Raw genomic sequence first — 21300 nt, forward strand, 5'->3', positions numbered from 1 at the left:
TCTTGCAGAAACGCCGTCTCGGTCGTACCGACCTTTCCATCGCGCCGCTGGTTCTGGGCGGCAACGTCTTCGGCTGGACCGCCGACGAGAAAACGTCTTTCGACCTGCTCGACCGCTTTGTCGGCGCCGGCCTCAACGCCGTCGATACGGCCGACGCCTATTCGCGCTGGGTTCCCGGCAACAAGGGCGGCGAATCGGAAACGATCATCGGCAAGTGGATGAAGGATCGCGGCAACCGCGACAAGGTCGTCGTGGTCACCAAGGTCGGTTCGGACATGGGGCAAGGCCACAAGGACCTGTCCGCCGCCTATATCGAAAAGGCGGTCGACGCGTCGCTGAAGCGGCTGCAGACCGACGTCATCGACCTCTATTTGTCGCACTGGCCGGATCCGGCTACCCCCTATGAGGAAACCCTTGGCGCCTACGAGAAGCTGCTCGCCAAGGGCAAGATCCGCTATGCCGGCTGTTCGAACCTCGATGCCGGGCAGTTGCGCGCGGCGCTCGACGTGGCGAGCCTGCGCGGCCTGCCGCGCTACGAGGTGCTGCAGCCGGAATACAATCTCTACGATCGCTCTTCCTTCGATGGGCCGTTGCGTGATCTGTGCGTGGCCGAGGATATCGGCGTCATCACCTATTTCAGCCTGGCCAAGGGTTTCCTCAGCGGCAAATACCGCAGCGAGGCCGACCTCGGCCAAAGCGAGCGGGGCGACGACGTCGGCAGCTATCTGAATGCACGCGGCATGCGCATCCTCGCCGCACTGGACGCGGTATCGGCCAGGCATTCGGCCAAGCCGGCGGAAGTGGCGCTTGCCTGGGTGATCGCGCGGCCAGGCGTCACCGCGCCGATCGCCAGCGCCACGAAGCCGAGCCAGATGGACAGCCTGATCAAGGCGGTGTCGCTGAAGTTGACCGCCAACGACATGGCCGAGCTCGACAAAGCCAGCGGCTGAGGCTTTCGGCGAGCGACACGCACGAACGTCCAAGACGACCCTCCTGTCTTTGCCATACCGTCCTTCGCACGGGGCAAGGCAGAGGGTGAGATGGCCGAACCGCTTCTTTCGCAACCCGATCTTTGGCGCCAGCTGTTCGCGCTGGTGCTTGCCGCCACCGTCGTCATGGGCAGCCCCGGGCCGGCAACGATAAGCGTCACCGCCGTCGGTGCCGCCTTTGGCCTGCGCCGCTCGCTGCGCTATGCCTGCGGGATCATCCTGGGCACGATCGCCGTGCTGTTGGTGGTGGCGACCGGGGTGGCGGCGATGCTTGCCTCGATGCCGCTGCTCGCGCCGCTGCTGGCTGTCGCGTCTGCCGCCTACATCCTCTACCTGGCGTTCAGGATCGCCACCGCTCCGCCCTTGACGACGCATGCCGGCCAGGCCGTGCGCCCGACGTTCCCGGGCGGCTTCCTGCTGGCGGTCGCCAACCCGAAGGCCTATGTGGCGATCGCCGCCGTGTTCGCCGGCGCTTCTTCGAAACAGGGTGCCGTTGAGCTTGGTCCATGGCTGAAGCTGGCCGTTCTGGCGCTGATGATCGTCGCTATCCATGTCTTGTGGCTTGTCGCGGGAGCAGTGTTCGCGCGCTTCCTGCGCCAGCCTGTGGCCGCGCGGATCATCAATTTGATCTTTGCGGCAACGCTGGTGTTGACCACCGCGCTGGCCATGTTCGGCTGAGCGTTGTCTTCAGGCCTTGGCGCCGAGCTCCTGCAGCCGTTTCACCGCCGTCGGCGGCAGGGCAGGCGGGTTTGGGGCGCGGGATGCCTCGATGAGGAACTGGTCGCAGGCAGCCTCGGTCTCACCGATCAGCCGCGCCATGAATTCATCCTTGCTCAGGCCAGGCGGGATCGCCGGCAGGAAACGCGCCTTGATGGTGCCGGGATAGCGCAGGAATTTGCGGCGCGGCCAGTAGAGGCCGGCGACATGGGCGACCGGCACCACCGGAACGCCAAGCTGCGCATAGATTTCGACGATGCCGTATTTGTAGGCCGGCTCGTCGCCTGGCGCGCGGCGCGTTCCCTCGGGATAGATGATCAGCTGGCGCGGATTGCGCGCCATCTCTTCCTTGGTCGCGGCAACGACCGCCTTCAGCGCCTTGGAGCGGCTGCCGCGGTCGACCGGGATCATGCGCATTTTCATGATGTACCAGCCGAAGAACGGGATCCAGGTCAGTTCCCGCTTGAGGATGTAGAGCGGATCCTGGAGGAAGGGGAAGAAGGCAATCGCGTCCCAGAATGACTGGTGCTTGGGCGCCAGGATGAAGGAGCCTTCAGGCAGGTTTTCCTGGCCGGTGATGTCGTTCTTCGTTCCGGCGATCTTCTCATAAAGCCACATCGAGGTGCGCGACCAGAATTTCGGCACGAACCAGGCGCGGTGACGGGGCGACAGGAAATAGTAGGGGGTCCAGAGGATCATCTGGACGATCAGATTGACGTAGAAGACGAAATTGAACGCCAGCGATCTGACATAGAGCATGGGGGAGGTCCGGTGAGGAGGTGTGCGTTGGTTACACCAAGCGCGGGCAAAAAGGAAACAGGGCGATACGGCTCATTCTACAGGCTTGCTTGCGCCAGACGTTCCCTGAGGCGTGGCGCCGCGAAATCGAGGAAGCGCGCAGTTTCACCGGCAGCCGCCCCTGGCCGGCGTGCACCCTGACTGTAGAACGGCGACGATCCATTCGCCGCAAGCCGTTCGGCATTCCGCTTGCGTGCGTCAGCCGATCGATACTGGGGTTGCCAACGTGGGTATGACGCGAGTGCTTTCCGGAAAGGCTGCCAGCCTCCACCGTCGAGGCGGTCAATCACTTCTTCCGGAAAATGGAAGGGTTGATTGCAAATATGCCGTCTACATCCGTCGAATGGAAAGGTACATATTGAGGTAGCAAGTCGCTCTGAACACCTGGACCAACTCTATGAACGGGGTTGCCCGCACCGAAATCGATTTTCCGGTTGTTTCTGTCCGCGATGCTGCCTGAATCCGGAGCGGGTCAGCGGTGTCCGCCAGACCTCACCCATTCATATCGCAGAGGAGTTGCCATGCCTGAAAACCGCCCCCCGCTTCCGCCGTTTACGACAGAGACCGCCGCGCAAAAGGCACGCATGGCCGAGGATGCCTGGAATTCTCGTGACCCCGCACGGGTCGCGCTCGCCTATACGACAGACAGCCGCTGGCGCAATCGGGCCGAATTCCTGCAAGGGCGCGATGCCATCCAGGCCTTCCTGACACGGAAATGGAGCCGCGAGCTCGATTACCGGCTGATCAAGGAGGTCTGGGCGTTCCATGGCAACCGCATCGCCGTGCGCTTCGCCTATGAATGGCGCGACGACAGCGGTTCATGGTTCCGCAGCTATGGCAACGAGAACTGGGAATTCGACGAACACGGCCTGATGCGCCTGCGCATCGCCAGCATCAACGACCTGCCGATCGGCGCGGCCGACCGCAAATATCACTGGCCGCTCGGCCGGCGGCCGGATGACCACCCGTCGCTGTCGGACCTCGGGCTTTAGCACCTTCCCGCAAGGAGGCTTTCGATGGACACACATGCCTTCACCAGCGACGTCGCCTTCACGCCGACCGTCAAGGCGATCCAGACCCGCAAGGGCTCACGTCAGTCCTATGCCCGCGTCGAGGAGCGTGGCGGCTGGCAAGCTGATATCACGCCAGACCTTGCCGCCTTCATCGAGATGCAGACCAGCATCTTCCTGTCGACTGCCAATGGCGATGGCCAGCCCTACATCCAGCATCGTGGCGGCCCCGCCGGCTTCCTCAAGGTGCTGGATGAACGGACGATCGGCTTCGCCGATTTTTCCGGCAACAGGCAGTTCATCACCCAGGGCAATCTGGCCGACAATCCGCGGGCCTTCCTGTTCCTGATCGACTACGCCCACCGCCAGCGCATCAAGATCTGGGGCTCCGCGCGGGTCGTGGAAGGCGACGCTGAAATGATGGCGAGGCTGATGCCGCGGGATTACAAGGCGCGCCCTGAGCAGGTCATTCTGTTCACGGTTTCGGCTTGGGACGCCAATTGCCCGCAGCACATTCCGCAACGGTTCGAGGCCGCCGATGTGGCGGCGGCACTTGCTGAGCGGGATCGGCGCATCGAGTGGCTAGAGCAGGAAATCGTGCGCCTGCGAGAGGCCTCTATAGTCGGTGCCGGGGAATGAAGCGGGTTTAGCCGCCGGCCGCTGTTTCAGCCAGCGCGATGCCGTCGGGTGTTGGCTTGACGGGCACGATACCCCGCGCCAGCGCCAGCAGATACTTGTTGTACTCGGTGAACAGCACGCGCAGCGCCCGCGGCTTGGTCAGCCAGCCGCCATTGTCGAGATTGGAATTGACCACCGGATAGGGCTCGAGCTTGGCGCCATGCAGCAGCCGGCGCATTTCCAGCAGGCTGCGCGGCATATGATAATTGTTGGTGACGAGGATCACCGTGCCATAGGCATGGCTTTCGATCCATTTGGCGCTTTCCTCGGCATTGCCGATCGTGTCGAGCGCGGCGCGGTCGATATCGACGCAACAGGAAAACAGCCTCTTGTCGCCGCCGGTCGCGGCCTGAAGCTGGCGGCGGCTGGCCGAAGGATGCACGCCGCTGATCAGGAGCCGCTCGCCTTTTCCGGACGCCAGCAGATCCATCGCCGCATCGAGGCGTGACTGGCCGCCGGTCAACACGATGATCGCATCGGCCTTGGCCGGGTTGGCAGGCGTCGTCAGATGGCTGACCTTGTTGGCGAACCAGCCGAATCCGCCGGCAAACAATGTCGCGAGCACAAGCAGGGACAGGGCGGAATTGCGTAGGACAGTCTTCAAACGGCGGGCCTTGCCGTGGTCGTGCAAACGAGCAACCACCACTGGCATCTGTCCAGCCGTCCCGGTCGTATCCCGCGCGTCCATCGCCATATGGTTAACCCTGAAATGCGGCCTTTGGTAGGTACTTTGCGTTACGCCAATTCTCCAACCGTGATCACCCGACCTTTTTCCATGTCGTCAGCCTGCATCCGGTTGGCGGACATCGATGTCGCTGAGATAGGCGACGACGGTGGCGTGCGAGGTTGCCGCCGTCAGCGCGCCGATCACCAGCACCATCAGCACGACACCGAGATAACCTGCCGACCCTATGGCGAAATTGCCGAACAGGGCGGTTGCCTGGTCGGCCTGCGGTGTCGCGATGTTGCGCGACGACCACCAGGAAAAGACGATGAAGACAAGCACGGCCGCCGCCCCGCCGGCGGCGGCGCCCTTCATGCCGGTGACCAGGAAATGGCGGCGGAACTCGCGCGCGATGAAGCGGGCCTCGGCGCCGACGAAATGCAGCACCTCGATGATGTGGCCATTGCCGGCCATGGCGCCGCGCGTCGCGAACACCACGGTCAGCACCGTCGCCGACAGCATCAGCGCCAGCACGGCGATGCCTATGGTCACCGTGGTGCGGGCCATGGCCACCAGCCGGTCGACCCAGGTGCGGTGATCGTCGAGAGACGCGCTCGGCAGTTTCGGCGTGATCGCGGCGCGCATGGCGGCGAAATCGGGCGGGCTGTTCTCGTCGATGGTGACGATGATCAGGCGCGGCACCGGCAGCTCGTCGATGTTGAGGCCGGAACCCAGCCAGGGCTCCAGCAGCCTTGCTGTTGCCTCGCGATCGATGATCCGGGTCGCCTTCACGCCGGGAAACTCGCCAGCGATCTGCGAGGCCTGGGCAAGGGCCGCCTCCATGTCGAGGCCATCGGCCGGCTTGATCTGGATCGTCGCCTCGCGCGAGATCTGGTTCTCCCAGACCGAGGCGGTGTCGCGCACCAGCGTCACCGCGCCGAAAGTCAGGCAGGACAGGAAGGTCATGATGGCGATGACCAGCACCAGCGCCCGCCCGGCGATGTTCTGCGCCGGCACGATAGGCGCCATCTTGCGCTGGGCACGCGGTCTTGCCACGGTCGCTTCGGCGTCGTGGTCGTCAAGATGTTCGGCGGACAGCTCAGTCATAGATGTCCAGCCTTCCGCCAGCCAGGATCATGCGGCGTGCGTCGACCTGTTCCATCAGGCCGAGGTCGTGCGTCGCGATAACCACCGCTGTGCCCAGACGGTTCAGCTCGATGAACAGCCGCAGCAGGCGTCGCGCCAGCGGCGGATCGACATTGCCGGTCGGCTCGTCGGCCAGCAGGATCTCCGGCTGTTCGATCAGCGCACGGGCGATCGCGGCGCGCTGTTTCTCACCGCCGGACAGGACCGGCGGCAGCACATGCATGCGCTCGCCAAGGCCAACCCATTTCAACAGCTCGGTGACATCGGTGCGATAGCTTGCCTCCTCGCGCCCGCGCACGCGCAGCGGCAGCGCGACATTCTCGTAAGTGGTCATGTGGTCGAGCAAGCGAAAGTCCTGGAACACAACGCCGATGCGACGCCGCAGATGCGGCAGTTCGCTGCGCGAAATGCGCGAGCGGTCCTTGCCGAAGATGGTGATCAGCCCGCGCGTCGGCTTCAGCGACATGAACAGCAGGCGCAGCAAGGTCGTCTTGCCGGCGCCCGAAGGCCCGCTCAGGAACTGGAAGGAGCGCTCCGGGATGTGCAGGGAGATGTCGCGGAGGATTTCCGGACCCATGCCATAGCGGAGGCCGACATTTTCGAAGCGAATCACTTTCGACGACCTGAAATCTCTAGAGCATGATGCCGAAAAGTGTGAGGCGGTTTTCGGACGACATCATGCTCTATCTCTTAGTTTAGAGGCGGATTCAGATTTCAGGTCGATTTGACCTGAAATCTGAATCCGGCTCTGGCGGCGGCAAGCCGGCCTGTTCTGGTAAAAGACCATCGGCCGGCATGGTTAACCGGCGGTTAATTCCTGGGCTCTTTCGGCTCGTCACGAGGGCTCCGGTGGGGAAGCGTTAACCATTTGCGTTTACGCAAAAGAAACGAAAAGCGAACACTTGCTGCAATGCTGGGGCCATGATGGCTGAGGATCGAACCGCGCGCCCGGTTTCCGGCGAAATCATGACCGATCCGCCGGCAAATGCCGTGGCGGACCGGATCATGCGCGGATTGGCGGCCGATATCATCGACGCCGACTATGAGGTGATGCCACGCCTTGTCCCTGCAGCTGAAAGCGCGTCGCCGCCGCCGCGGGTGATCACCCCGCCGTCCATCGAGGGCATGGACATGCTGCGCAAGCCCGAGGCCCCGGCTGAGCGGCCGCCGGCCGCGCGCGGCGGGCCGATCTTCTGGATCGCCGGCATCGGCGCCGCCCTTGCCGCTTTCTGGGTCTCCGGCGGGCATGCGCTGGTGCGCCAGGCACCATTCCTGTCCGGCGGGCAAGCATCGGCACTGACCATTTCAGGGGTCACGTCACGCGTCGACGCCTCCGGGCCAAACCCGGTGCTGTTCGTCGATGGCGAGGCCGCCAATGACGGAACGAAACCGGCGCAGCTGCCGGCGCTCGAAATCCGGGTGACCGGCAATGACGGACGCTTGACCCGCTATACGTTGGGGACATCCGGCCGTTCGCTGGCGTCGGGCGAAAGATTCGGCTTTGCCAGCCGCCTCGACGTGCCTAAGAACGGCGTAAGGACCGTTCTTGTCACTTTCGCTCAATAGGCGATCACCGAGGAAAGACCACCAATGCCCATCGTACGCGGCAAGGACATCGAGGTCCTGTTTTCGGCATCGGCGATCGCACGGCGCAATCTCGAACTCGCCAAGGAGATCGCCGAGCATGACTATCACGACCTGCTGGTGATTTCGGTGCTGAAGGGCTCGTTCATCTTCGCCGCCGATCTCATCCGCGCCATGCATGATGTCGGCCTGTCGCCAGAGGTCGAGTTCATCTTCATCTCCAGCTACGGCGCCGGCACCACCAGTGGCGAGGTGAGGGTGCTGCGCGATATCGACAATGAGGTCGCCGGCCGTGACGTGCTGCTCATCGACGACATTCTCGAATCGGGCAAGACGCTGACCTTCACCCGCGACCTGATGCTGTCGCGCGGCGCGAAAAGCTGTTCCATCGCCGTGCTGCTCGACAAGCGCATGCGCCGCCAGACCGCGCTCACCGCCGACTATGTCGGCTTCGATTGTCCCGATTATTTCGTCGTCGGCTACGGTATGGACGTTGCCCATGCCTTTCGCGAACTGCCGTTTGTCGGTGTCGTCAAAGGTGATGCCTGAGTGACTTCCAAAAAGGCTCGTCGACCCTCCGTGCCTTCAGGAAAAGTCAACTTTTCGCCGCCAAATTGCCGGCCATGGCAAAGCTTCTGATCGTCGAGGACGATGAGTCCGTCCGCACTCTCGCAGCCCGTGCGCTTGAACGCGCCGGGCACACAATCGATATCGCCGCAGACGGCGCGCAGGGGCTTTCGCTGATCCAGGCCGCACGCGGCGGTTACGATCTCGTCGTCTCCGACATCCGCATGCCGGAGATGGACGGCATAGAGATGGCGATTGCGGCGGCAGCGCTGTTCCCTTCGATGAAGATCATGCTGATGACCGGTTATGCCGACCAGCGCGAGCGTGCCGAGGAGTTGAACGGCATCATCCTCGATGTCGTGCAAAAGCCCTTCACGCTGGCCGAAATCCGCTCACGCGTCGAACGCGCACTGATCTGCTTCGCCTGATCAGGCGGGATCGGTGGCGGCCAACACCGGCGCGGCGCTCTTGCGCCGTTCCGTGCTGAGCGCCAGCAGTCCGGCGCCGATGATGAGGGCGGCACCGATCACGGTCGTCGATCGCGGTACCTCGGCGAAGAACAGGAAACCCCACAGCGGCGACCACAGGATGCCAGTGTATTCGAAGGTGGCAACGCGATTGGCCGGCGCCATCCGGTAGGCCTGCGACAACAGGATCATGCCGGCGGAGGCGACGAAGCCGCAGGCCGCCATCTTGAGAAAATCCGGCAGCGTCGGCCACAGCCACGGCCGGACCAGGAATTCCAGGCTCGGGTGGACGGCGTGGGTTATGCCGGCAAGGTGAAACGTGCTGGCAACCACGGCAGCGCCAACCAGATAGGCGCCGTTCTGATAGAAGGCCATGACGGTGGACGATTCGGTATCGCCGATCTTGCGGGCCATCAGCTGCGAGAAACCGTAGAGCGCCGCCGAGCCCAGTGACAGCAGGGCCGCCCAATCGAACAGTCCGGCGCCGGGGCGCAACATCACGATCACGCCGAGCAGTCCGATCAGCACGGTCGCCAGCGTCCGCCAGGAGACGCGCTCGCCAAGATACGGTCCGGCCAATGCCATGATGAACAGCGGCGCCATGAAATAGAGCGCCACCGCGTCGGCCAGCGGCAAGGCGGCGATGGCCAGATAGTAGACGGTGTAAGAAGTGAACTGGATGAAGGCGCGCATCGTCAGCAGGCCGAACCGCCGCGACAGGATTGCATGCAGCCCGACATCGGCGTGGACGAGAAGGATCAGGATCGGCAAGGCGACGATCGAGCGGATCGCCATCACTTCGGTCACCGGATAGCCGCTCGACACGGCCTTGACGAGCGGGTCTTGCAGCGAGAAGACCAGCACGCCCAGGCACAGGCTCAGGATGCCGAGCACCATCCGATTCCGCATGAGGATTCCAGGCTCCAGTACCAGGGCCGCAAGCACGCTTGCCGCAAGCTAAAAAGAACCCGCCACCGTTTCGGGCAGCGGGCACGAGTGAGGACTCTTAGGTTGGTCCGCGCCTGATTTCGCAGCCGCATATCCAATGGGTGAAGCGACTATCATCTGGTGTTTGACATGTTGCAAACGAATTGGAATGATACCAGTGATCAAATTTCCTTATGGCGGATAGAATGCGGCCAATCCTCGACAGCGATCTCTTGCGCACCTTCGTGGCCATTGCCGAGGCCGGCAATTTCACCAAGGCGGCGGAGCTCGCCGGCCGCACCCAGTCGGCTGTGTCGATGCAGATGAAGAAGCTCGAAGGCCTGGTCGGCGACAGCCTGTTCGAGCGCGGTTCACGCGGCGTCGCGCTGACGCGGCGTGGCGGCGAACTCATCGTCAATGCCCGCCGCATTGTTTCACTGCTGGATGAGACGGCTGCGTCGATGGCGGCAGCGCCGCTTGGCGGGCCGGTGCGCATCGGCATCCCGGAGGAATATGGCCAGGCCATCCTGTCGCGCGCGCTTGGTGCATTTTCGAAATGTCACACAAAGGTCGAGGTCACCGTACGCTATGCGCATTCGGGGGCGCAATTGGCGGCGCTCGGCGCCGGTGAACTCGATCTCTGCGTGGTGTTCGAATGGCAGGATCCTGCCGGCGGCGAAGTCCTGATGCACGATCCAACCGTATGGGTGACATCGAACCTGCACCACATGCATGAGGAGCGGCCGGTGCCGATCGCACTCTACAACCGGGCCGGCTGGTGCAAGGACTTTGCCATCAAATCGCTGGAGCAACTGGGTCTTGCCTATCGTGTCGCCTATACGAGCGACACCACTGGCGGCCTCAAGCTCGCCGTCACCTCCGGCCTGGCGATCGCGCCGATCTCGCGCAGCAACATTCCGGCCGACTGTCGGGAACTGACTTCGGCGGACGGGTTCGGTCACGTCGATTCCTCGAATGTGGTGATGCATCGCAACCCGAATGCCTTCGGCGAGGCGATCGACGGTATGGAAGAGGCGATCCGTGAGGCATTCGTGAACAGGCAGGACTAGCCCGCCGCTTCCTCATGGAAATGCAGCCGGTTGCCGAACGGGTCGCTCACCGATATTTCGCGGGTCTTCCACGGCGTCTCCTCCAGGCCCGGCCTGGCGAAACGGTACTTCTTGGCCGTCAGTTCGCGATGGAGGGCCGCGATGTCCTCGACCTTGATGCGCACGGCAATGCCAGGTGCGCCGTCGCCGTGATGTTCACTGAGATGCAGGACGCAGTCATCGCGGCCAACCGCCATGTAAAGCGGCGCATTGTCGTCGAAGCGATGTTCCCACCGCACGTCGAAGCCGAGGAAGCCGACATAGAATTCACGTGCCTTGGCAATGTCGAAGATGCGCAGGATGGGCGTGACAGTGCCAAGTTTCGGCATGGAGTTGCAACCGTTCAGCAAGTCTTCGGGTGAGGTCGGAAGCGGGCGGCGATCCCTATTTCAGCTCGAGCAGCCGTTCCAGGTAGCTGCGTTCGATGTCGGGGCTGAGCGCGTTGCCGAGCCGCTTGCGGATCGCTTCCAGAATCTGGCGGGCGCGCTGGACGTCGATCTCATCCGGCACCTTCACCGAATCGCCGAAATCGGGGCCCTGGCTGGCGCGTGGCCGGCCGAGCGGGTCACGATCGGCGTTCTGCTGGCGGCCCCCCTCCTGGCTGCCGCCCTCGTCGCCCTGCATCGCCTGCATCTGCTTCATCATGTCCTTGGCGCCCTTGCGCAGCGCCTCCAGAGCCCGGCCCTGGTGGCCCACGGCCTCATCGCCCTGGCCTTCGCCGAGCGCCTGTTCGGCGTTGCCCATGGACTTGCCGGCCTCGCCAAAGCCTTCGTTGGGCTCCATGCCCATGCCCTCGAGCCCCTTCTTCAGCTGCTCGAGGTCGCTTTTCAGCTGGCCCTGACCCTGCTGCAGCTGTTTCAGCGCATCGGCGAATTCCTGTGGCGTCATCGACTTCGGCCGCGCGAGCGGATCGCGGTCCTGGCCCACACCCGGCAGGTTCTCATCCTGGCCGCCACCAAGCTGCTCATCACGGTTCTGTCCGCGCTGACGCTCGCCGCGCTGCATCTGGTCCATGCGGAAGGTGTCGTTCATCATCTCCTGCTGGCGCCGCAGGATCTCGCCCAGCTTGTCCATCTGCTGGCGCATCTGGCTGTCCTGCTCGCCGCCTTGCTGCTGACGGCCGGCCTGCAGATTGTTCATCATGTCCTGCAACTGCGACAGCAATTGCTGCGCCTTGTCACGATCGCCCGACTTCGCCAGGTTCTCGATCTGGTCCATCATGCGGTCGATGTCGCTCTGGCGCAGTTCCTGGCCGTTCTGCTGCATCTGCGGTGCGTTCGGGTTCTGCTTGGCGCGTTCCGCGAATTCCTGCAGGAACTGGTTCATCGCCTCGCGCAGTTCCTTCATCGCCTTTTCGATTTCCGCGTCGCTGGCGCCATTCTTGATGGCGTCCTGCAGCGCCTGCTGCGCCTGGCGCAGCCGCTTTTCCGCGGCCGAGAGATTGCCTTCCTCGATGCCGAGCGCGATTTCCCAGAGATAGGAGACCTCGTTGCGCAACTGATCGTCGCTGGCGGCCATCTTCAGCCGGCTGCGGGCACTCATGATGGCGAGGTAGTGCGCCATGTTGTCGAAGGTATCTTCAGGCCGCAGCGTGATCGCGTCCATCAGGTCGAGTACACGCGGCTTGGCGTTGGCGTCGAGCGCCAGCAGGCGGCGTTGTTCGATGACCGCCCGCGCCAGCGGGTTGGCGAACGGCCGCTCCGGCATCGTCAGCGTCTTGGTCTCGCTCGAAGCGGTGTGTCCGGCATCGTCGGTGGCGACCAGCGTCAGCTTGATGCTGCCGCCGGCCCAGACATGCTCGGTCAGGTCCTTTGACGTCTTGGCAACATTCGACTTGCCGCCGCGGCGCGGCAGCGTCAGCGGCATTTCAGGCGGACCATAGAGCGGATGCGCATTCGGCGCCTGCGGATCGGCGAGCGCGAAAATCGCCTTGGCGGTGGCGGCGCCATAGTCGTCGTTGATCTGGTAGTTGAGTTCGAAGGCACCGTTGGCGGCGCGCTTCGGCTCGCCGACGAAGCGGATCTGCGGCGGCTTGTCGGGCACGATCGCGAAGGCCCAGCGGCCAAGCTCGTCATCGCCCGACTTCAGCGTCAGCGTCCCGTCGCCGGTCAGCTTGCCGGTGAATTGGCGCACTTTGGATGGCGTCGCCGGGCTTGACGCGGGCTTGGCCGTGGCGGCGGCCTGCGGGCCGGCCGGGTCGATGGGGCGGGAACTGCCATCCTTGCCGGCATAGGCCAGCGTTTCCTCGCCCGAGCCCCCGGTAACGCGCAGCGAGACGTCACTGCCATCGGGAACGGTGAAGGTCGGGGTCATCTGGTTGGCATCGGCGGTCAGGAAGATCGGCGGCTTGCCGGTGTAGGCCGGCGGCGTCACCCATGCGTCGATGCGCGGCGGCACGGCATCATGCGCGCCGTGGGCATTGAACCCGTCGCTCAGTCTGCCGCCGGCCGGTCCGAAGGAGAAGGCAAAGGCGGTAACCAGCAAAAGCGCCGCTACCGCGCGCAACCCCCAGGGGTCGCGCTCCGGCACGCGCGTGCGCGGCAGGTCGGCGCCAAGACTGTCGAGCTGTCCGGCCATGCGCTTCTGGTGTTCGCGCCAGAGCGCCTGCGAGAAGCTGCTTTCCCTGCCGCTTGGTCGGTCAGTCTGCACCAGCACCGGGCTGTGCAACAAGTGATTGGCCGCCTCGATGCGGCGGTCGACCTCGGCGGCGCCGGGCATGCGGAAGAAGCGCAGCGGATAGAGCGCGGCCAGTGCCGCAATGCTGAATGCGGCGACCGCGCCGATGCGCGCGAGGTCCGGCAAGCGCGAGAAGAGGCCGAGCCAGGAGACGCTGAGGAACAGGCTGGCGACGATGACAAGCGGCAGCAGCAACGGCCAGCCACGCTCGACCATCATCGAGACCCGCGTCGCCAGCCGGCTCAAGGCAAGGCGCCCGGCCAAGCCGCGATCGCTGCTGAAGGTGGGTCGTTCCGTCATCGGCCCTTCCATGGGGCAGGCAGGATAGCCCATGCCTCACGACTCGAAGAATACCAGCAAACACGGCAAAGGCGAGGCGGTTCCAAAAAACGTGAAGACCGGCGCGGTGGTTGCGGTCAGAAGGTAGCGGGATTCGCGTTCGCGCCGCAGACCAGCACAGCGACCCGTTCGCCGGGCTCCGGTGCGTAGCGTCCGGACAGCACGGCCGCGAAAGCGGCGGCGCCACCCGGCTCGGAGATGATGCGCACCCGGTTCCACAGTGCCTTCTGCGCGGCGATGATGTCGTCATCGCTGACCAGGATGGAGCGCTCGACAAAGGCCTCGGCGATCGGGAACATCATCTCGCCGACGCGCTTGGGCGCCAGCGAATCGGCGGCGATGCCCTCGGCCGGGGCGTCGACGGGTCGTCCGGCCTCGAAGGCACGATGAAGCGTCGGCGCTCCTTCCGGCTCGACGGCGATGATGCGGATGCGGCCGGCAAACCAGGCGGCGATGCCGCCGATCAGGCCGCCGCCGCCGACGGCGACCAGCAGCGTGTCGATATCGGGCAGATCGCTCTCGATTTCCAGCCCAAGCGTGCCCTGGCCGACAAGCGTTTCCTCCTGGTTGAAGGCATGGATCTGCAAGGCACCGGTTTCCTCGGCGAAACGTTCGCTGGCGGCCAGCGCCTCGGCATAGCGAGCGCCGCCGACGATCAGTTCAGCGCCGTAGCTGCGAATCCGTTCCAGCTTGGCCGGCGGGCTCACCTCGGGAACGAAGATGGTTGCCTTGTGGCCAAGCCGCATGGCGGCATAGGCGACGGCGGCGCCATGATTGCCGCCCGATGCGGCGACGACGCCAGCTTCGGGAACCGGCCGTTCCAGGAGGTTGGTGAAGGCGCCGCGCGCCTTGAACGAGCCGGAATGCTGCAGGCATTCGAGCTTCAGGTCGACCGCCAGCGGCGCGCGGTCGAAGTCGGCCATGTCGACGCGCAGCACCGGCGTATGGCGCACATAGGGGCGGATGCGCGGTTCCATCGCGGCAATGCGTTCGCGTGTGATCGTGTTGCCCTGCGACATGGGTATCTCCCTGGGGTTGACAGTAATTAGTAACTTGGCAAAATGACTAAATGCAAGAGGTCGATGTCTTCAAGGCGATCGCCAACGAACGCAGGCTGCAGATCCTCGATTGGCTGAAGGATCCGCGCGCGCATTTCCCGCGCCAAGTCGACGGCGATCTCCTCGAGGACGGCGTTTGTGCGCTGTTGATTGCCGAGAAGCTCGGCATCACCCAAGCGACGCTCAGCGAGCATATGCGCGTACTCACCCAGGCCGGCCTGTTGCGAACCAGGCGCATCAAGCAATGGACGTTCTACCGCCGCGACGAGGACAGGATCGCCGACACCAGGGCGCTCATCCAGAACCGGCTGTAGCACCGAGGCGCGGGGCGCCCCCTATGCAAGCCAGTCGGGCACGGAATCCAGCCCGATCAGATCGTCATAGGTCAGGCGCGGACGCACGACGTGGAAGCGGTCGCCGTCGACCAGCACCTCGGGCACCAGCAGGCGGGTGTTGTAGGTGCCGGCCTGCACCGCGCCATAGGCGCCGGCGGTGGAGACGGCAATCAGGTCGCCGGCCTTCAACCTCGGCAGATCGCGATCGAGGCCGAGATAATCCCCGGTTTCGCAGACCGGGCCGACCACATCGACCATCATGCGCGGCGTGTCGGCTGGCGGCTGCACCACCGGCCGGATGTCGTGGAAGGCGTCGTAGAGCGTCGGCCGGATCAGGTCGTTCATCGCTGCGTCGACGACGAGGAAATTCTTTGCGTCGCCTTCCTTCACGAAGATCACTTCCGAGACGAGGATGCCGGCATTGCCGACGATCAGCCGGCCTGGCTCGAACATGACCTTGAGCCCCAGCTTGGTGACATGCTTCCTGACGATCTGGGCATAGGCGTCGGGAAGCGGAGGCGGGTTGTTGTCGACGCGATAGGGAATGCCGAGGCCGCCGCCGAGATCGACATGCTCGATGGCATGGCCGTCGGCGCGCAGCGTACCGACCAGATCGACAAGCAGCGCGAAGGCGTCGTCGAAGGGCTGCAGTTCGGTGATCTGGCTGCCGATATGGGTGTCGATGCCGGTGACCCTGATGCCCGGAAGCTCAGCCGCGCGGGCATAGACCTGGCGCGCCCTCTGCCACGGGATGCCGAATTTGTTCTCGGCCTTGCCGGTGGAGATCTTCTTGTGGGTCCTGGCGTCGACGTCGGGATTGATGCGCAGCGAGATCGACGCCACCTTGCCGAGTGCCGCGGCACGCGTCGACAAGAGTTCGAGTTCGGGCTCGGATTCGACGTTGAAGCAGAGGATGCCGGCGGTCAGCGCAAAGTCCATTTCGCGCGCGGTCTTGCCGACGCCCGAGAACAGGATCTTGCTGGCCGGAATGCCGGCGGCCAGCGCCCGGCGCAATTCGCCCTCCGACACCACGTCGGCGCCGGCGCCGAGCCTGGCCAGCGTTCTCAGAACCGCCTGGTTGGAATTGGCCTTCATGGCGTAACAGACCAGCGCGTCGAGCCCGGCAAAGGCCTGGGCAAAAACCCGGTAGTGCCTGGTCAAGGTGGCCGTCGAATAGCAGTAGAACGGCGTGCCGACCTGTGCGGCGATATCAGGGATCGCCACGTCCTCGGCATGCAATACGCCGTCGCGGTAGTCGAAATGGTTCACGAGGGTGGTTCCGGAAAGTTGGAGCACGATGAGATCGGGTTCAGAAAGAAACCCGGCCTCATAGCTCTAGATCAGCGGGTCGAGGATGAACTTCTTGTCCTCGATCGGTTTTTCCGGCTCTGGTGGCACGGGCTGGTGAGCCTTCGAGGCATCCTTGCGCGCTTGCACGGCTGCCTCATAGGGCGTGTCCAGAGCTCCCCTCCGGCCGCAGGCCGAGACGGCCGCAATCGCCATCAGCAGCGTCAGCGTCACCAAAATCCTGCTTCCGGTCATCGATCCATCCGTCCGAAACTTTTGCCAGCCGCCGCTTTTAGCCGAGTTCTCTGCGTATTGCACCCTAGCTCACGCTTTCGTCAGCCGCTTTTTCCAGGCGCGGATCTGCTTCCGCACTTCCGATGGCGCCGTGCCGCCGAAACTGGTACGGCTCTTGACCGAATTCTGCACCGCCAGCACCGAGAATATGTCCGCGGTGATGCCAGGATTGATCGACTGCAGATCCTCCAGCGAGAGCTTTTCCAGTCCCACCTTCTTTTCCTCTGCCAGCGCCACTGCCCGGCCGGTGACATGATGCGCCTCGCGGAACGGCAGGCCGAGCGTCCGCACCAGCCAGTCGGCCAGGTCTGTCGCGGTCGCGTGGCCGGAGCCGGCGGCCTTTTTCATCGCCGCAGCGTTCACCGTCATATCCGAGACCATGCCGGTCATCGCCGCCAGCATCAGATCGAGCGTCTCGGCGGCGTCGAACACCGATTCCTTGTCTTCCTGCATGTCCTTGCCATAGGTCAGCGGCATGCCCTTCATCACCGTCAGCAGGCCGACAAGATGGCCGGTGACGCGGCCGGTCTTGCCGCGCACCAGTTCGGCGGCGTCGGGGTTCTTCTTCTGCGGCATGATCGAGGAGCCGGTGGAGAAGCTGTCGGAGAGCCTGACGAAACCAAATTGCGGCGTCGACCAGATAATGATCTCCTCGGCCAGCCGCGACAAATGCGTGGCGCAGATCGCCGCCATGCCGAGGAACTCCAGCGCGAAATCGCGATCCGAAACGCTGTCCAGCGAATTGCGCATCGGTTCGCGGAAGCCGAGCGCCTTGGCGGTTCTGTGACGGTCGATCGGGAAGCTGGTGCCGGCAAGCGCGGCGGCACCGAGCGGGCTCTCGTCCATGCGTTCGATCGCGTCGCGGACGCGCGACAGGTCACGCGAAAACATCTCGACATAGGCCATGCAGTGATGGCCGAAGGTAACCGGCTGCGCCGCCTGCATATGGGTAAAGCCCGGCATCACGGTCGCCGCATGCTCCTCGGCCCGCTCCAGCAGCGCCTTTATCAGCCCTTTCAGCGCCTCGGCGACGCGAAAGCACTCGTCCTTGACCCACAGCCTCAAGTCGACAGCCACCTGGTCGTTGCGCGAGCGGGCGGTGTGCAGGCGGCCGGCCGCCGGACCGATCAGGTCGGCAAGGCGCGCCTCGATGTTCATGTGAATGTCTTCCAGCCGGGTCGAGAACTCGAACGTGCCGGCTTCGATCTCTTTCAGAATCGTGTTCAGCCCGTGAGCGATTTTTTCTTGATCGGCCGCCGAAATAATGCCCGTTTGCGCCAGCATCTCGCTGTGAGCGATCGAGCCTCTGATGTCCTGCGCATAGAGTTTGCGGTCGAACGAGATCGACGCGTTGATCGCTTCCATGATCGCGGCCGGACCCGAGGCAAAACGTCCGCCCCACATCTGGTTGCTGGTCTTCGTGTCGCTCATCGCTATAACCCGTGCTTCGGAGCAGTTTTGAGAAAATGGCAGACGGTAATAGATTCTTCCCGGCCCCACGCCTGATCCTCGCCGCCTTGGTGGCGGGCGTGCTGGCCGGCGCGGTCGCGGTATATGTCAGCGAGACCCGGTCTGGCAACAATGCCGCGAACCAAGTCGCGGTCGGCGAGAGCAAGGACGATGTCGCCTGCGCCGCCAAGAGCGACCGCGCCAAGAAGATCGCGGCCGCGGCGACAGGCGAGGTCGCGGCACTTTTGCCGGCCGATCCACCGCAATCCCTGAAGAACCTCGCCTTCAATGGCCCGGACGGCAAGCCGATGACGATCGCCGACCATGCCGGAAAGACGATGCTGCTCAATCTGTGGGCGACGTGGTGCGCGCCGTGCCGCGCCGAAATGCCGGCGCTCGATGCGCTGCAGAAGGAAAAGGGCAGCAACGCCTTTCAGGTGGTCGCCGTCAACGTCGATGCCGGCGACGATGTGAAGCCGAAGAAGTTCCTCAAGGACACCGGCGTCGAGACGCTCGGCTACTACAGGGACTCGACGATGGCGCTGTTCAACGACCTCAAGACGCGCGGCCTGGCGCTTGGCCTTCCCGTCACCATGCTGATCGACGGCGAAGGTTGCCTGATTGCCCACATGAACGGCCCGGCCGAGTGGTCGGGGCCGGACGCCAAACGGCTGGTCGAGACGGCGCTGGGCAGCTGAGGCGGACCGGCCGTCGTCGGTATAGCCGCCGCGCCTACTTGTCCCAGAGGCCAGCCAAACTGGACAAGGCCTGAATCGTGTCGCCATCCGGCGATCGTTCGGCGATCTGGTCAACGATTTGCTGGAAGGCCTTTGTGTCGACTTTCCTCAGATAGGCGATCTCGTTCAGCGAAAAGACCAACCGGCTGGCGACCGCTTGGTTGAAAGCGACGGCGTCGCCCTCGCTCATTTTGATCGGCCAAAGCCTGGCTGGTGTTGGTAAGACCTCCCCCTGCCTGTCGTTCGGCAAATCGCGGTCGTCGCGAGGCACGAAGCCGGACGCACAATAAGTCACGGTGTAGGTGTGGCTCTCGCTCGAGATCTCGAGCTGGAAATGGCCGTCGCCATCTGATCTCCGGGAATCGAGCGGTGTATCGCCATAGAGGGAGCAGTCCCCGTCGCGGCCCGTGCGAACCGACTGTGGCCATGCTTTGATCGCGGCTTCAACGGGTCGGCCGGTCTGATATTCAATAACCTGCCCGAGGTGACTGAAGTTGGTCGACTCGCCAAAAGCGCCGAAGGACATACCAAGTCCAGCGCCAAGCGCTACGAGACCCAAAGACGGCAACAAGCGGCCAGCCATGTCAATCCTCCCAAGCTCAAGATCCAGTCCACCCAGCGGTCGACTTGTCGCCGCAGGAACATTTCGGTTAGTGGAGGGTCCACTGTGATGCCGCGCAGCGGCGAGGGAGGGCTGCATTCGACCGCGACGCGCTGGGGATGGACGAAATTGTCGATGTGGAGTTTGGGAACCGGAGAATCCCAGTCCACCATCTGGGCATCCAGCCGTGGAAAGGCTCCGGGCTCGGCGTCGGACCACATGCAATTGGTTGTCACGTGTGGCGGAAGCTGGATGGTGACGGCGTTGGCCGATGAATAGGCGGCGGCAAGCGTGGTCACCGACTTGCCCTTGGTGATCTCCTCCCGCAGCATGATTGGCGATCTCGTCGCCAGCAGCAGCGCCACCACAACAAAGGCGCCGCAAACGAGCAGTAATTTGGCGGCGCCGGAAAGGATGTTCCGTGGTCGGGGTCTACTCATCAGCCGTGAGGTTAGCAAGGCTATCGAAATGATACCGGCGATTCCGAGCACGAAGAGCTTCAAGGTCAGTCCCGCGGCGAGGAAGCCATGAAACGAATCGACCAACCCCAAAACGGCGACAACAACGCCGACCAAGCCTCCGATTAGTTCGATCCGGCTCATGCGAAGTGGTCGCCCCGAATTGCCGCCCGCCAACCGGCGCAACAGCTGCGGCAGGGACTGCGACAAACATCGTCGGTCGAGGCCTGTTTCTTGTCAATGAGCTTTGTAGCCAGCACGGGATCATGCCGCGCGAACCGTCACGACGAGTGCCTCGTGATCGGAGCTCCGGCTGCCATCCGGCAGCACCGCCGGAAGAATGGCAGGATCACTTGCGACAAGGCCGCGTGTGAAAAACCAGTCGATGCGGTCGACCGGCATGGAATCGCCGGCCTCGCGTCGCTGGGTGGGCAGGTCGAGATTGTTGGCGGCCTTCCAGTCGTAGCCACGCCCGGCGAGAATCGCGAACAGCGGTTCGTGCGGCTCGACATCGATCAACCGGTCGGGCTCGGCCGCCATTCGCTGAGCCCAGGCTCCGGCCTCGTCATGGCGTTCCTCATGGCTGGCGGTCAGCGTGTTGAAGTCGCCGCCCAGCAGCACCGGCGCCTCCGGGTCGTATTTGTCGATGGCATCCAGGAGATGGCTGGTCTGGATGGCTCGGCCGGCGGGATCAGTGCGGTTTTCAAGATGGACCGAAACAACCGTCACCCTGCGGTTGCCGATATGCACCTGGCCGCCGATCGCCATGCGTCCGCCAATGCGTGGTTGGCCGCGCCCCGCCTGGAACCAGCCGCCGGCCGCGTCGAGGCGTACCAGGAAAGGACGCAGCAGCGGGATGGCGCTGGTCACCGCATTGCCGTGAAAGCCTTCGGCATTCTCGACCGCGCCGGTCGCCGACCGTTCCGCGTCGTTGCCGCCGCCGAGTTCGACGAACTCGACGCCATAGGCAAAGGCATGGCCAAGCCGGTTGGCGAGCACGCTGAGCGGATGACCATTGCCGGAGCGGGCCATGCCCTTGTCGACTTCGGACAGCAGAACGACGTCGGGAGCCTGCCCGCCAAGTGTTGCCGCGACCGCATCGCCATGGCGGAGCCGCTCGACGTTCCAGGCCACCACCTTCAAGGCGTCGCCGGCGTTCTCGCGTGACGCCTTGCCGCCGATCTCGATCTCGCCAAGTGCCGGAATGGCGGCGGCATGCCGCAGATGCGTGGTGCTGTCACGCGGGCCTTCGCGCATCTCCTGCCGGTCAGCGACAGGCACATGGGTCAACCGCTGCACCAGCATCTTCATTCATCCCCTTAGCCGGATAACCATGGCTGCCATTTGGGTCTTTACGTCATCGGCAGCTGCCCTAGCTACCTAAAGCGCCGGTATGACGTTTTCATGCCG

The 21300-nt window shown here is 64.0% G+C and carries 24 protein-coding genes; 10 read left to right on the forward strand and 14 right to left on the reverse strand.

Annotated elements, in window-relative coordinates; genetic code table 11:
* Nucleotides 1-2 precede the first annotated feature (2 nt).
* Both BLS48_RS28975 and BLS48_RS28980 read left to right on the forward strand, forming a co-directional pair.
* Complete coding sequence (locus BLS48_RS28975; protein WP_091585288.1) at nucleotides 3-950, forward strand: aldo/keto reductase; 948 nt, start codon at nucleotides 3-5, stop codon at nucleotides 948-950.
* 90 nt (nucleotides 951-1040) lie between these two features.
* Nucleotides 1041-1667: a LysE family translocator gene (locus tag BLS48_RS28980; RefSeq protein WP_091585290.1), complete on the forward strand. Its 627-nt coding sequence runs from the start codon at nucleotides 1041-1043 to the stop codon at nucleotides 1665-1667.
* A gap of 9 nt (nucleotides 1668-1676) precedes the next feature.
* Here BLS48_RS28980 and BLS48_RS28985 read toward each other — a convergent pair whose 3' ends face one another.
* Nucleotides 1677-2465, reverse strand: coding sequence for a lysophospholipid acyltransferase family protein (locus BLS48_RS28985; protein WP_091585292.1), 789 nt, complete (start codon nucleotides 2463-2465; stop codon nucleotides 1677-1679).
* Between the two features lie 560 nt (nucleotides 2466-3025).
* Between BLS48_RS28985 and BLS48_RS28990 the strand changes: the two genes are divergently transcribed.
* Together BLS48_RS28990 and BLS48_RS28995 are read left to right on the forward strand one after the other, a co-directional pair.
* A complete protein-coding gene (locus BLS48_RS28990; RefSeq protein WP_091585300.1) occupies nucleotides 3026-3496 on the forward strand; it encodes a nuclear transport factor 2 family protein in 471 nt (156 codons plus the stop codon).
* A gap of 24 nt (nucleotides 3497-3520) precedes the next feature.
* Complete coding sequence (locus BLS48_RS28995; protein ID WP_091585302.1) at nucleotides 3521-4153, forward strand: pyridoxamine 5'-phosphate oxidase family protein; 633 nt, start codon at nucleotides 3521-3523, stop codon at nucleotides 4151-4153.
* A gap of 7 nt (nucleotides 4154-4160) precedes the next feature.
* On the opposite strand, the gene BLS48_RS29000 is transcribed toward BLS48_RS28995, so the two are convergent.
* From BLS48_RS29000 to ftsE, 3 genes are all read right to left on the reverse strand, one after another.
* Nucleotides 4161-4886 carry a YdcF family protein gene (locus tag BLS48_RS29000; RefSeq protein ID WP_091585304.1) on the reverse strand — a complete coding sequence of 242 codons (726 nt, stop codon included), beginning with the start codon at nucleotides 4884-4886 and terminating at the stop codon, nucleotides 4161-4163.
* Between the two features lie 87 nt (nucleotides 4887-4973).
* Nucleotides 4974-5963: a cell division protein FtsX gene (locus tag BLS48_RS29005; protein ID WP_091585306.1), complete on the reverse strand. Its 990-nt coding sequence runs from the start codon at nucleotides 5961-5963 to the stop codon at nucleotides 4974-4976.
* Nucleotides 5956-6615, reverse strand: a complete 660-nt coding sequence (gene ftsE, locus BLS48_RS29010) for a cell division ATP-binding protein FtsE (RefSeq protein WP_023757234.1) — start codon at nucleotides 6613-6615, stop codon at nucleotides 5956-5958. Before ftsE ends, BLS48_RS29005 begins: the two co-directional genes overlap by 8 nt.
* A 308-nt stretch (nucleotides 6616-6923) precedes the next feature.
* Here ftsE and BLS48_RS29015 point away from each other — a divergent pair, with 308 nt between their 5' ends.
* From BLS48_RS29015 to BLS48_RS29025, 3 genes are all read left to right on the forward strand, one after another.
* Complete coding sequence (locus tag BLS48_RS29015) at nucleotides 6924-7568, forward strand: hypothetical protein (RefSeq protein WP_091585308.1); 645 nt, start codon at nucleotides 6924-6926, stop codon at nucleotides 7566-7568.
* Between the two features lie 24 nt (nucleotides 7569-7592).
* Nucleotides 7593-8135 carry a hypoxanthine phosphoribosyltransferase gene (hpt, locus tag BLS48_RS29020; RefSeq protein WP_091585310.1) on the forward strand — a complete coding sequence of 181 codons (543 nt, stop codon included), beginning with the start codon at nucleotides 7593-7595 and terminating at the stop codon, nucleotides 8133-8135.
* A gap of 74 nt (nucleotides 8136-8209) precedes the next feature.
* A complete protein-coding gene (locus BLS48_RS29025) occupies nucleotides 8210-8581 on the forward strand; it encodes a response regulator (RefSeq protein ID WP_164548794.1) in 372 nt (123 codons plus the stop codon).
* On the opposite strand, the gene BLS48_RS29030 is transcribed toward BLS48_RS29025, so the two are convergent.
* The gene (locus BLS48_RS29030; protein WP_167365281.1) at nucleotides 8582-9529 is read right to left on the reverse strand and encodes a DMT family transporter; all 948 of its coding nucleotides are present in this window, start codon (nucleotides 9527-9529) and stop codon (nucleotides 8582-8584) included.
* 224 nt (nucleotides 9530-9753) lie between these two features.
* Here BLS48_RS29030 and BLS48_RS29035 point away from each other — a divergent pair, with 224 nt between their 5' ends.
* Nucleotides 9754-10617, forward strand: coding sequence for a LysR family transcriptional regulator (locus BLS48_RS29035; protein WP_091585315.1), 864 nt, complete (start codon nucleotides 9754-9756; stop codon nucleotides 10615-10617).
* Here BLS48_RS29035 and BLS48_RS29040 read toward each other — a convergent pair.
* The 3 genes from BLS48_RS29040 to BLS48_RS29050 form a co-directional block, all read right to left on the reverse strand.
* A complete protein-coding gene (locus BLS48_RS29040) occupies nucleotides 10614-10985 on the reverse strand; it encodes a glyoxalase superfamily protein (protein WP_091585317.1) in 372 nt (123 codons plus the stop codon). The genes BLS48_RS29035 and BLS48_RS29040 overlap by 4 nt on opposite strands.
* A 55-nt stretch (nucleotides 10986-11040) precedes the next feature.
* The gene (locus tag BLS48_RS29045; protein ID WP_091585412.1) at nucleotides 11041-13632 is read right to left on the reverse strand and encodes a TIGR02302 family protein; all 2592 of its coding nucleotides are present in this window, start codon (nucleotides 13630-13632) and stop codon (nucleotides 11041-11043) included.
* A gap of 116 nt (nucleotides 13633-13748) precedes the next feature.
* The gene (locus BLS48_RS29050) at nucleotides 13749-14690 is read right to left on the reverse strand and encodes a threonine/serine dehydratase (RefSeq protein ID WP_091585318.1); all 942 of its coding nucleotides are present in this window, start codon (nucleotides 14688-14690) and stop codon (nucleotides 13749-13751) included.
* Between the two features lie 50 nt (nucleotides 14691-14740).
* Between BLS48_RS29050 and BLS48_RS29055 the strand changes: the two genes are divergently transcribed.
* A complete protein-coding gene (locus tag BLS48_RS29055) occupies nucleotides 14741-15043 on the forward strand; it encodes an ArsR/SmtB family transcription factor (RefSeq protein WP_091585319.1) in 303 nt (100 codons plus the stop codon).
* A gap of 21 nt (nucleotides 15044-15064) precedes the next feature.
* Here BLS48_RS29055 and lysA read toward each other — a convergent pair whose 3' ends face one another.
* The 3 genes from lysA to argH all read right to left on the reverse strand — a co-directional run bounded on the left by lysA (nucleotide 15065) and on the right by argH (nucleotide 18076).
* Nucleotides 15065-16333 carry a diaminopimelate decarboxylase gene (gene lysA, locus BLS48_RS29060; RefSeq protein ID WP_091585320.1) on the reverse strand — a complete coding sequence of 423 codons (1269 nt, stop codon included), beginning with the start codon at nucleotides 16331-16333 and terminating at the stop codon, nucleotides 15065-15067.
* A 66-nt stretch (nucleotides 16334-16399) separates the two neighbouring features.
* Nucleotides 16400-16606 (reverse strand): lipoprotein, encoded by a 207-nt coding sequence (locus BLS48_RS29065; protein ID WP_091585321.1) that lies wholly within the window; start codon nucleotides 16604-16606, stop codon nucleotides 16400-16402.
* Between the two features lie 69 nt (nucleotides 16607-16675).
* A complete protein-coding gene (gene argH, locus BLS48_RS29070) occupies nucleotides 16676-18076 on the reverse strand; it encodes an argininosuccinate lyase (protein ID WP_091585322.1) in 1401 nt (466 codons plus the stop codon).
* A 35-nt stretch (nucleotides 18077-18111) separates the two neighbouring features.
* On the opposite strand from argH, the gene tlpA reads away from it, so the two are divergent.
* On the forward strand, nucleotides 18112-18792 hold the full coding sequence (gene tlpA, locus BLS48_RS29075; RefSeq protein WP_091585323.1) for a thiol:disulfide interchange protein TlpA: 681 nt from the start codon (nucleotides 18112-18114) through the stop codon (nucleotides 18790-18792).
* Nucleotides 18793-18826: 34 nt separating this feature from the next.
* Here the strand turns inward: tlpA and BLS48_RS29080 are convergent, their stop codons facing one another.
* From BLS48_RS29080 to BLS48_RS29090, 3 genes are all read right to left on the reverse strand, one after another.
* Entirely contained in the window at nucleotides 18827-19414 is a 588-nt protein-coding gene (locus tag BLS48_RS29080) for a hypothetical protein (RefSeq protein WP_143019537.1), read from the reverse strand.
* Nucleotides 19378-20034 (reverse strand): hypothetical protein, encoded by a 657-nt coding sequence (locus tag BLS48_RS29085; RefSeq protein WP_091585327.1) that lies wholly within the window; start codon nucleotides 20032-20034, stop codon nucleotides 19378-19380. Before BLS48_RS29085 ends, BLS48_RS29080 begins: the two co-directional genes overlap by 37 nt.
* Nucleotides 20035-20154: 120 nt before the next feature.
* Nucleotides 20155-21201 (reverse strand): endonuclease/exonuclease/phosphatase family protein, encoded by a 1047-nt coding sequence (locus BLS48_RS29090; protein ID WP_244529952.1) that lies wholly within the window; start codon nucleotides 21199-21201, stop codon nucleotides 20155-20157.
* Nucleotides 21202-21300: the final 99 nt, after the last annotated feature.

It is taken from the genome of Mesorhizobium qingshengii (genome assembly GCF_900103325.1).
GTDB classification, from domain to species: Bacteria; Pseudomonadota; Alphaproteobacteria; order Rhizobiales; family Rhizobiaceae; genus Mesorhizobium; species Mesorhizobium qingshengii.

What these genes read in the sequence shown, in the direction of transcription:
- BLS48_RS28980 (WP_091585290.1), top strand. Translation starts at nt 1,041, where the DNA reads ATGGCCGAACCGCTTCTTTCGCAACCCGATCTTTGGCGCCAGCTGTTC.
- BLS48_RS28985 (WP_091585292.1), bottom strand. Translation starts at nt 2,465, where the DNA reads ATGCTCTATGTCAGATCGCTGGCGTTCAATTTCGTCTTCTACGTCAAT.
- BLS48_RS28990 (WP_091585300.1), top strand. Translation starts at nt 3,026, where the DNA reads ATGCCTGAAAACCGCCCCCCGCTTCCGCCGTTTACGACAGAGACCGCC.
- BLS48_RS28995 (WP_091585302.1), top strand. Translation starts at nt 3,521, where the DNA reads ATGGACACACATGCCTTCACCAGCGACGTCGCCTTCACGCCGACCGTC.
- BLS48_RS29000 (WP_091585304.1), bottom strand. Translation starts at nt 4,886, where the DNA reads ATGGCGATGGACGCGCGGGATACGACCGGGACGGCTGGACAGATGCCA.
- BLS48_RS29005 (WP_091585306.1), bottom strand. Translation starts at nt 5,963, where the DNA reads ATGACTGAGCTGTCCGCCGAACATCTTGACGACCACGACGCCGAAGCG.
- BLS48_RS29015 (WP_091585308.1), top strand. Translation starts at nt 6,924, where the DNA reads ATGATGGCTGAGGATCGAACCGCGCGCCCGGTTTCCGGCGAAATCATG.
- hpt (WP_091585310.1), top strand. Translation starts at nt 7,593, where the DNA reads ATGCCCATCGTACGCGGCAAGGACATCGAGGTCCTGTTTTCGGCATCG.
- BLS48_RS29025 (WP_164548794.1), top strand. Translation starts at nt 8,210, where the DNA reads ATGGCAAAGCTTCTGATCGTCGAGGACGATGAGTCCGTCCGCACTCTC.
- BLS48_RS29030 (WP_167365281.1), bottom strand. Translation starts at nt 9,529, where the DNA reads ATGCGGAATCGGATGGTGCTCGGCATCCTGAGCCTGTGCCTGGGCGTG.
- BLS48_RS29035 (WP_091585315.1), top strand. Translation starts at nt 9,754, where the DNA reads ATGCGGCCAATCCTCGACAGCGATCTCTTGCGCACCTTCGTGGCCATT.
- BLS48_RS29040 (WP_091585317.1), bottom strand. Translation starts at nt 10,985, where the DNA reads ATGCCGAAACTTGGCACTGTCACGCCCATCCTGCGCATCTTCGACATT.
- BLS48_RS29045 (WP_091585412.1), bottom strand. Translation starts at nt 13,632, where the DNA reads ATGACGGAACGACCCACCTTCAGCAGCGATCGCGGCTTGGCCGGGCGC.
- BLS48_RS29050 (WP_091585318.1), bottom strand. Translation starts at nt 14,690, where the DNA reads ATGTCGCAGGGCAACACGATCACACGCGAACGCATTGCCGCGATGGAA.
- BLS48_RS29055 (WP_091585319.1), top strand. Translation starts at nt 14,741, where the DNA reads ATGCAAGAGGTCGATGTCTTCAAGGCGATCGCCAACGAACGCAGGCTG.
- BLS48_RS29065 (WP_091585321.1), bottom strand. Translation starts at nt 16,606, where the DNA reads ATGACCGGAAGCAGGATTTTGGTGACGCTGACGCTGCTGATGGCGATT.
- argH (WP_091585322.1), bottom strand. Translation starts at nt 18,076, where the DNA reads ATGAGCGACACGAAGACCAGCAACCAGATGTGGGGCGGACGTTTTGCC.
- tlpA (WP_091585323.1), top strand. Translation starts at nt 18,112, where the DNA reads ATGGCAGACGGTAATAGATTCTTCCCGGCCCCACGCCTGATCCTCGCC.
- BLS48_RS29080 (WP_143019537.1), bottom strand. Translation starts at nt 19,414, where the DNA reads ATGGCTGGCCGCTTGTTGCCGTCTTTGGGTCTCGTAGCGCTTGGCGCT.
- BLS48_RS29085 (WP_091585327.1), bottom strand. Translation starts at nt 20,034, where the DNA reads ATGAGCCGGATCGAACTAATCGGAGGCTTGGTCGGCGTTGTTGTCGCC.
- BLS48_RS29090 (WP_244529952.1), bottom strand. Translation starts at nt 21,201, where the DNA reads ATGAAGATGCTGGTGCAGCGGTTGACCCATGTGCCTGTCGCTGACCGG.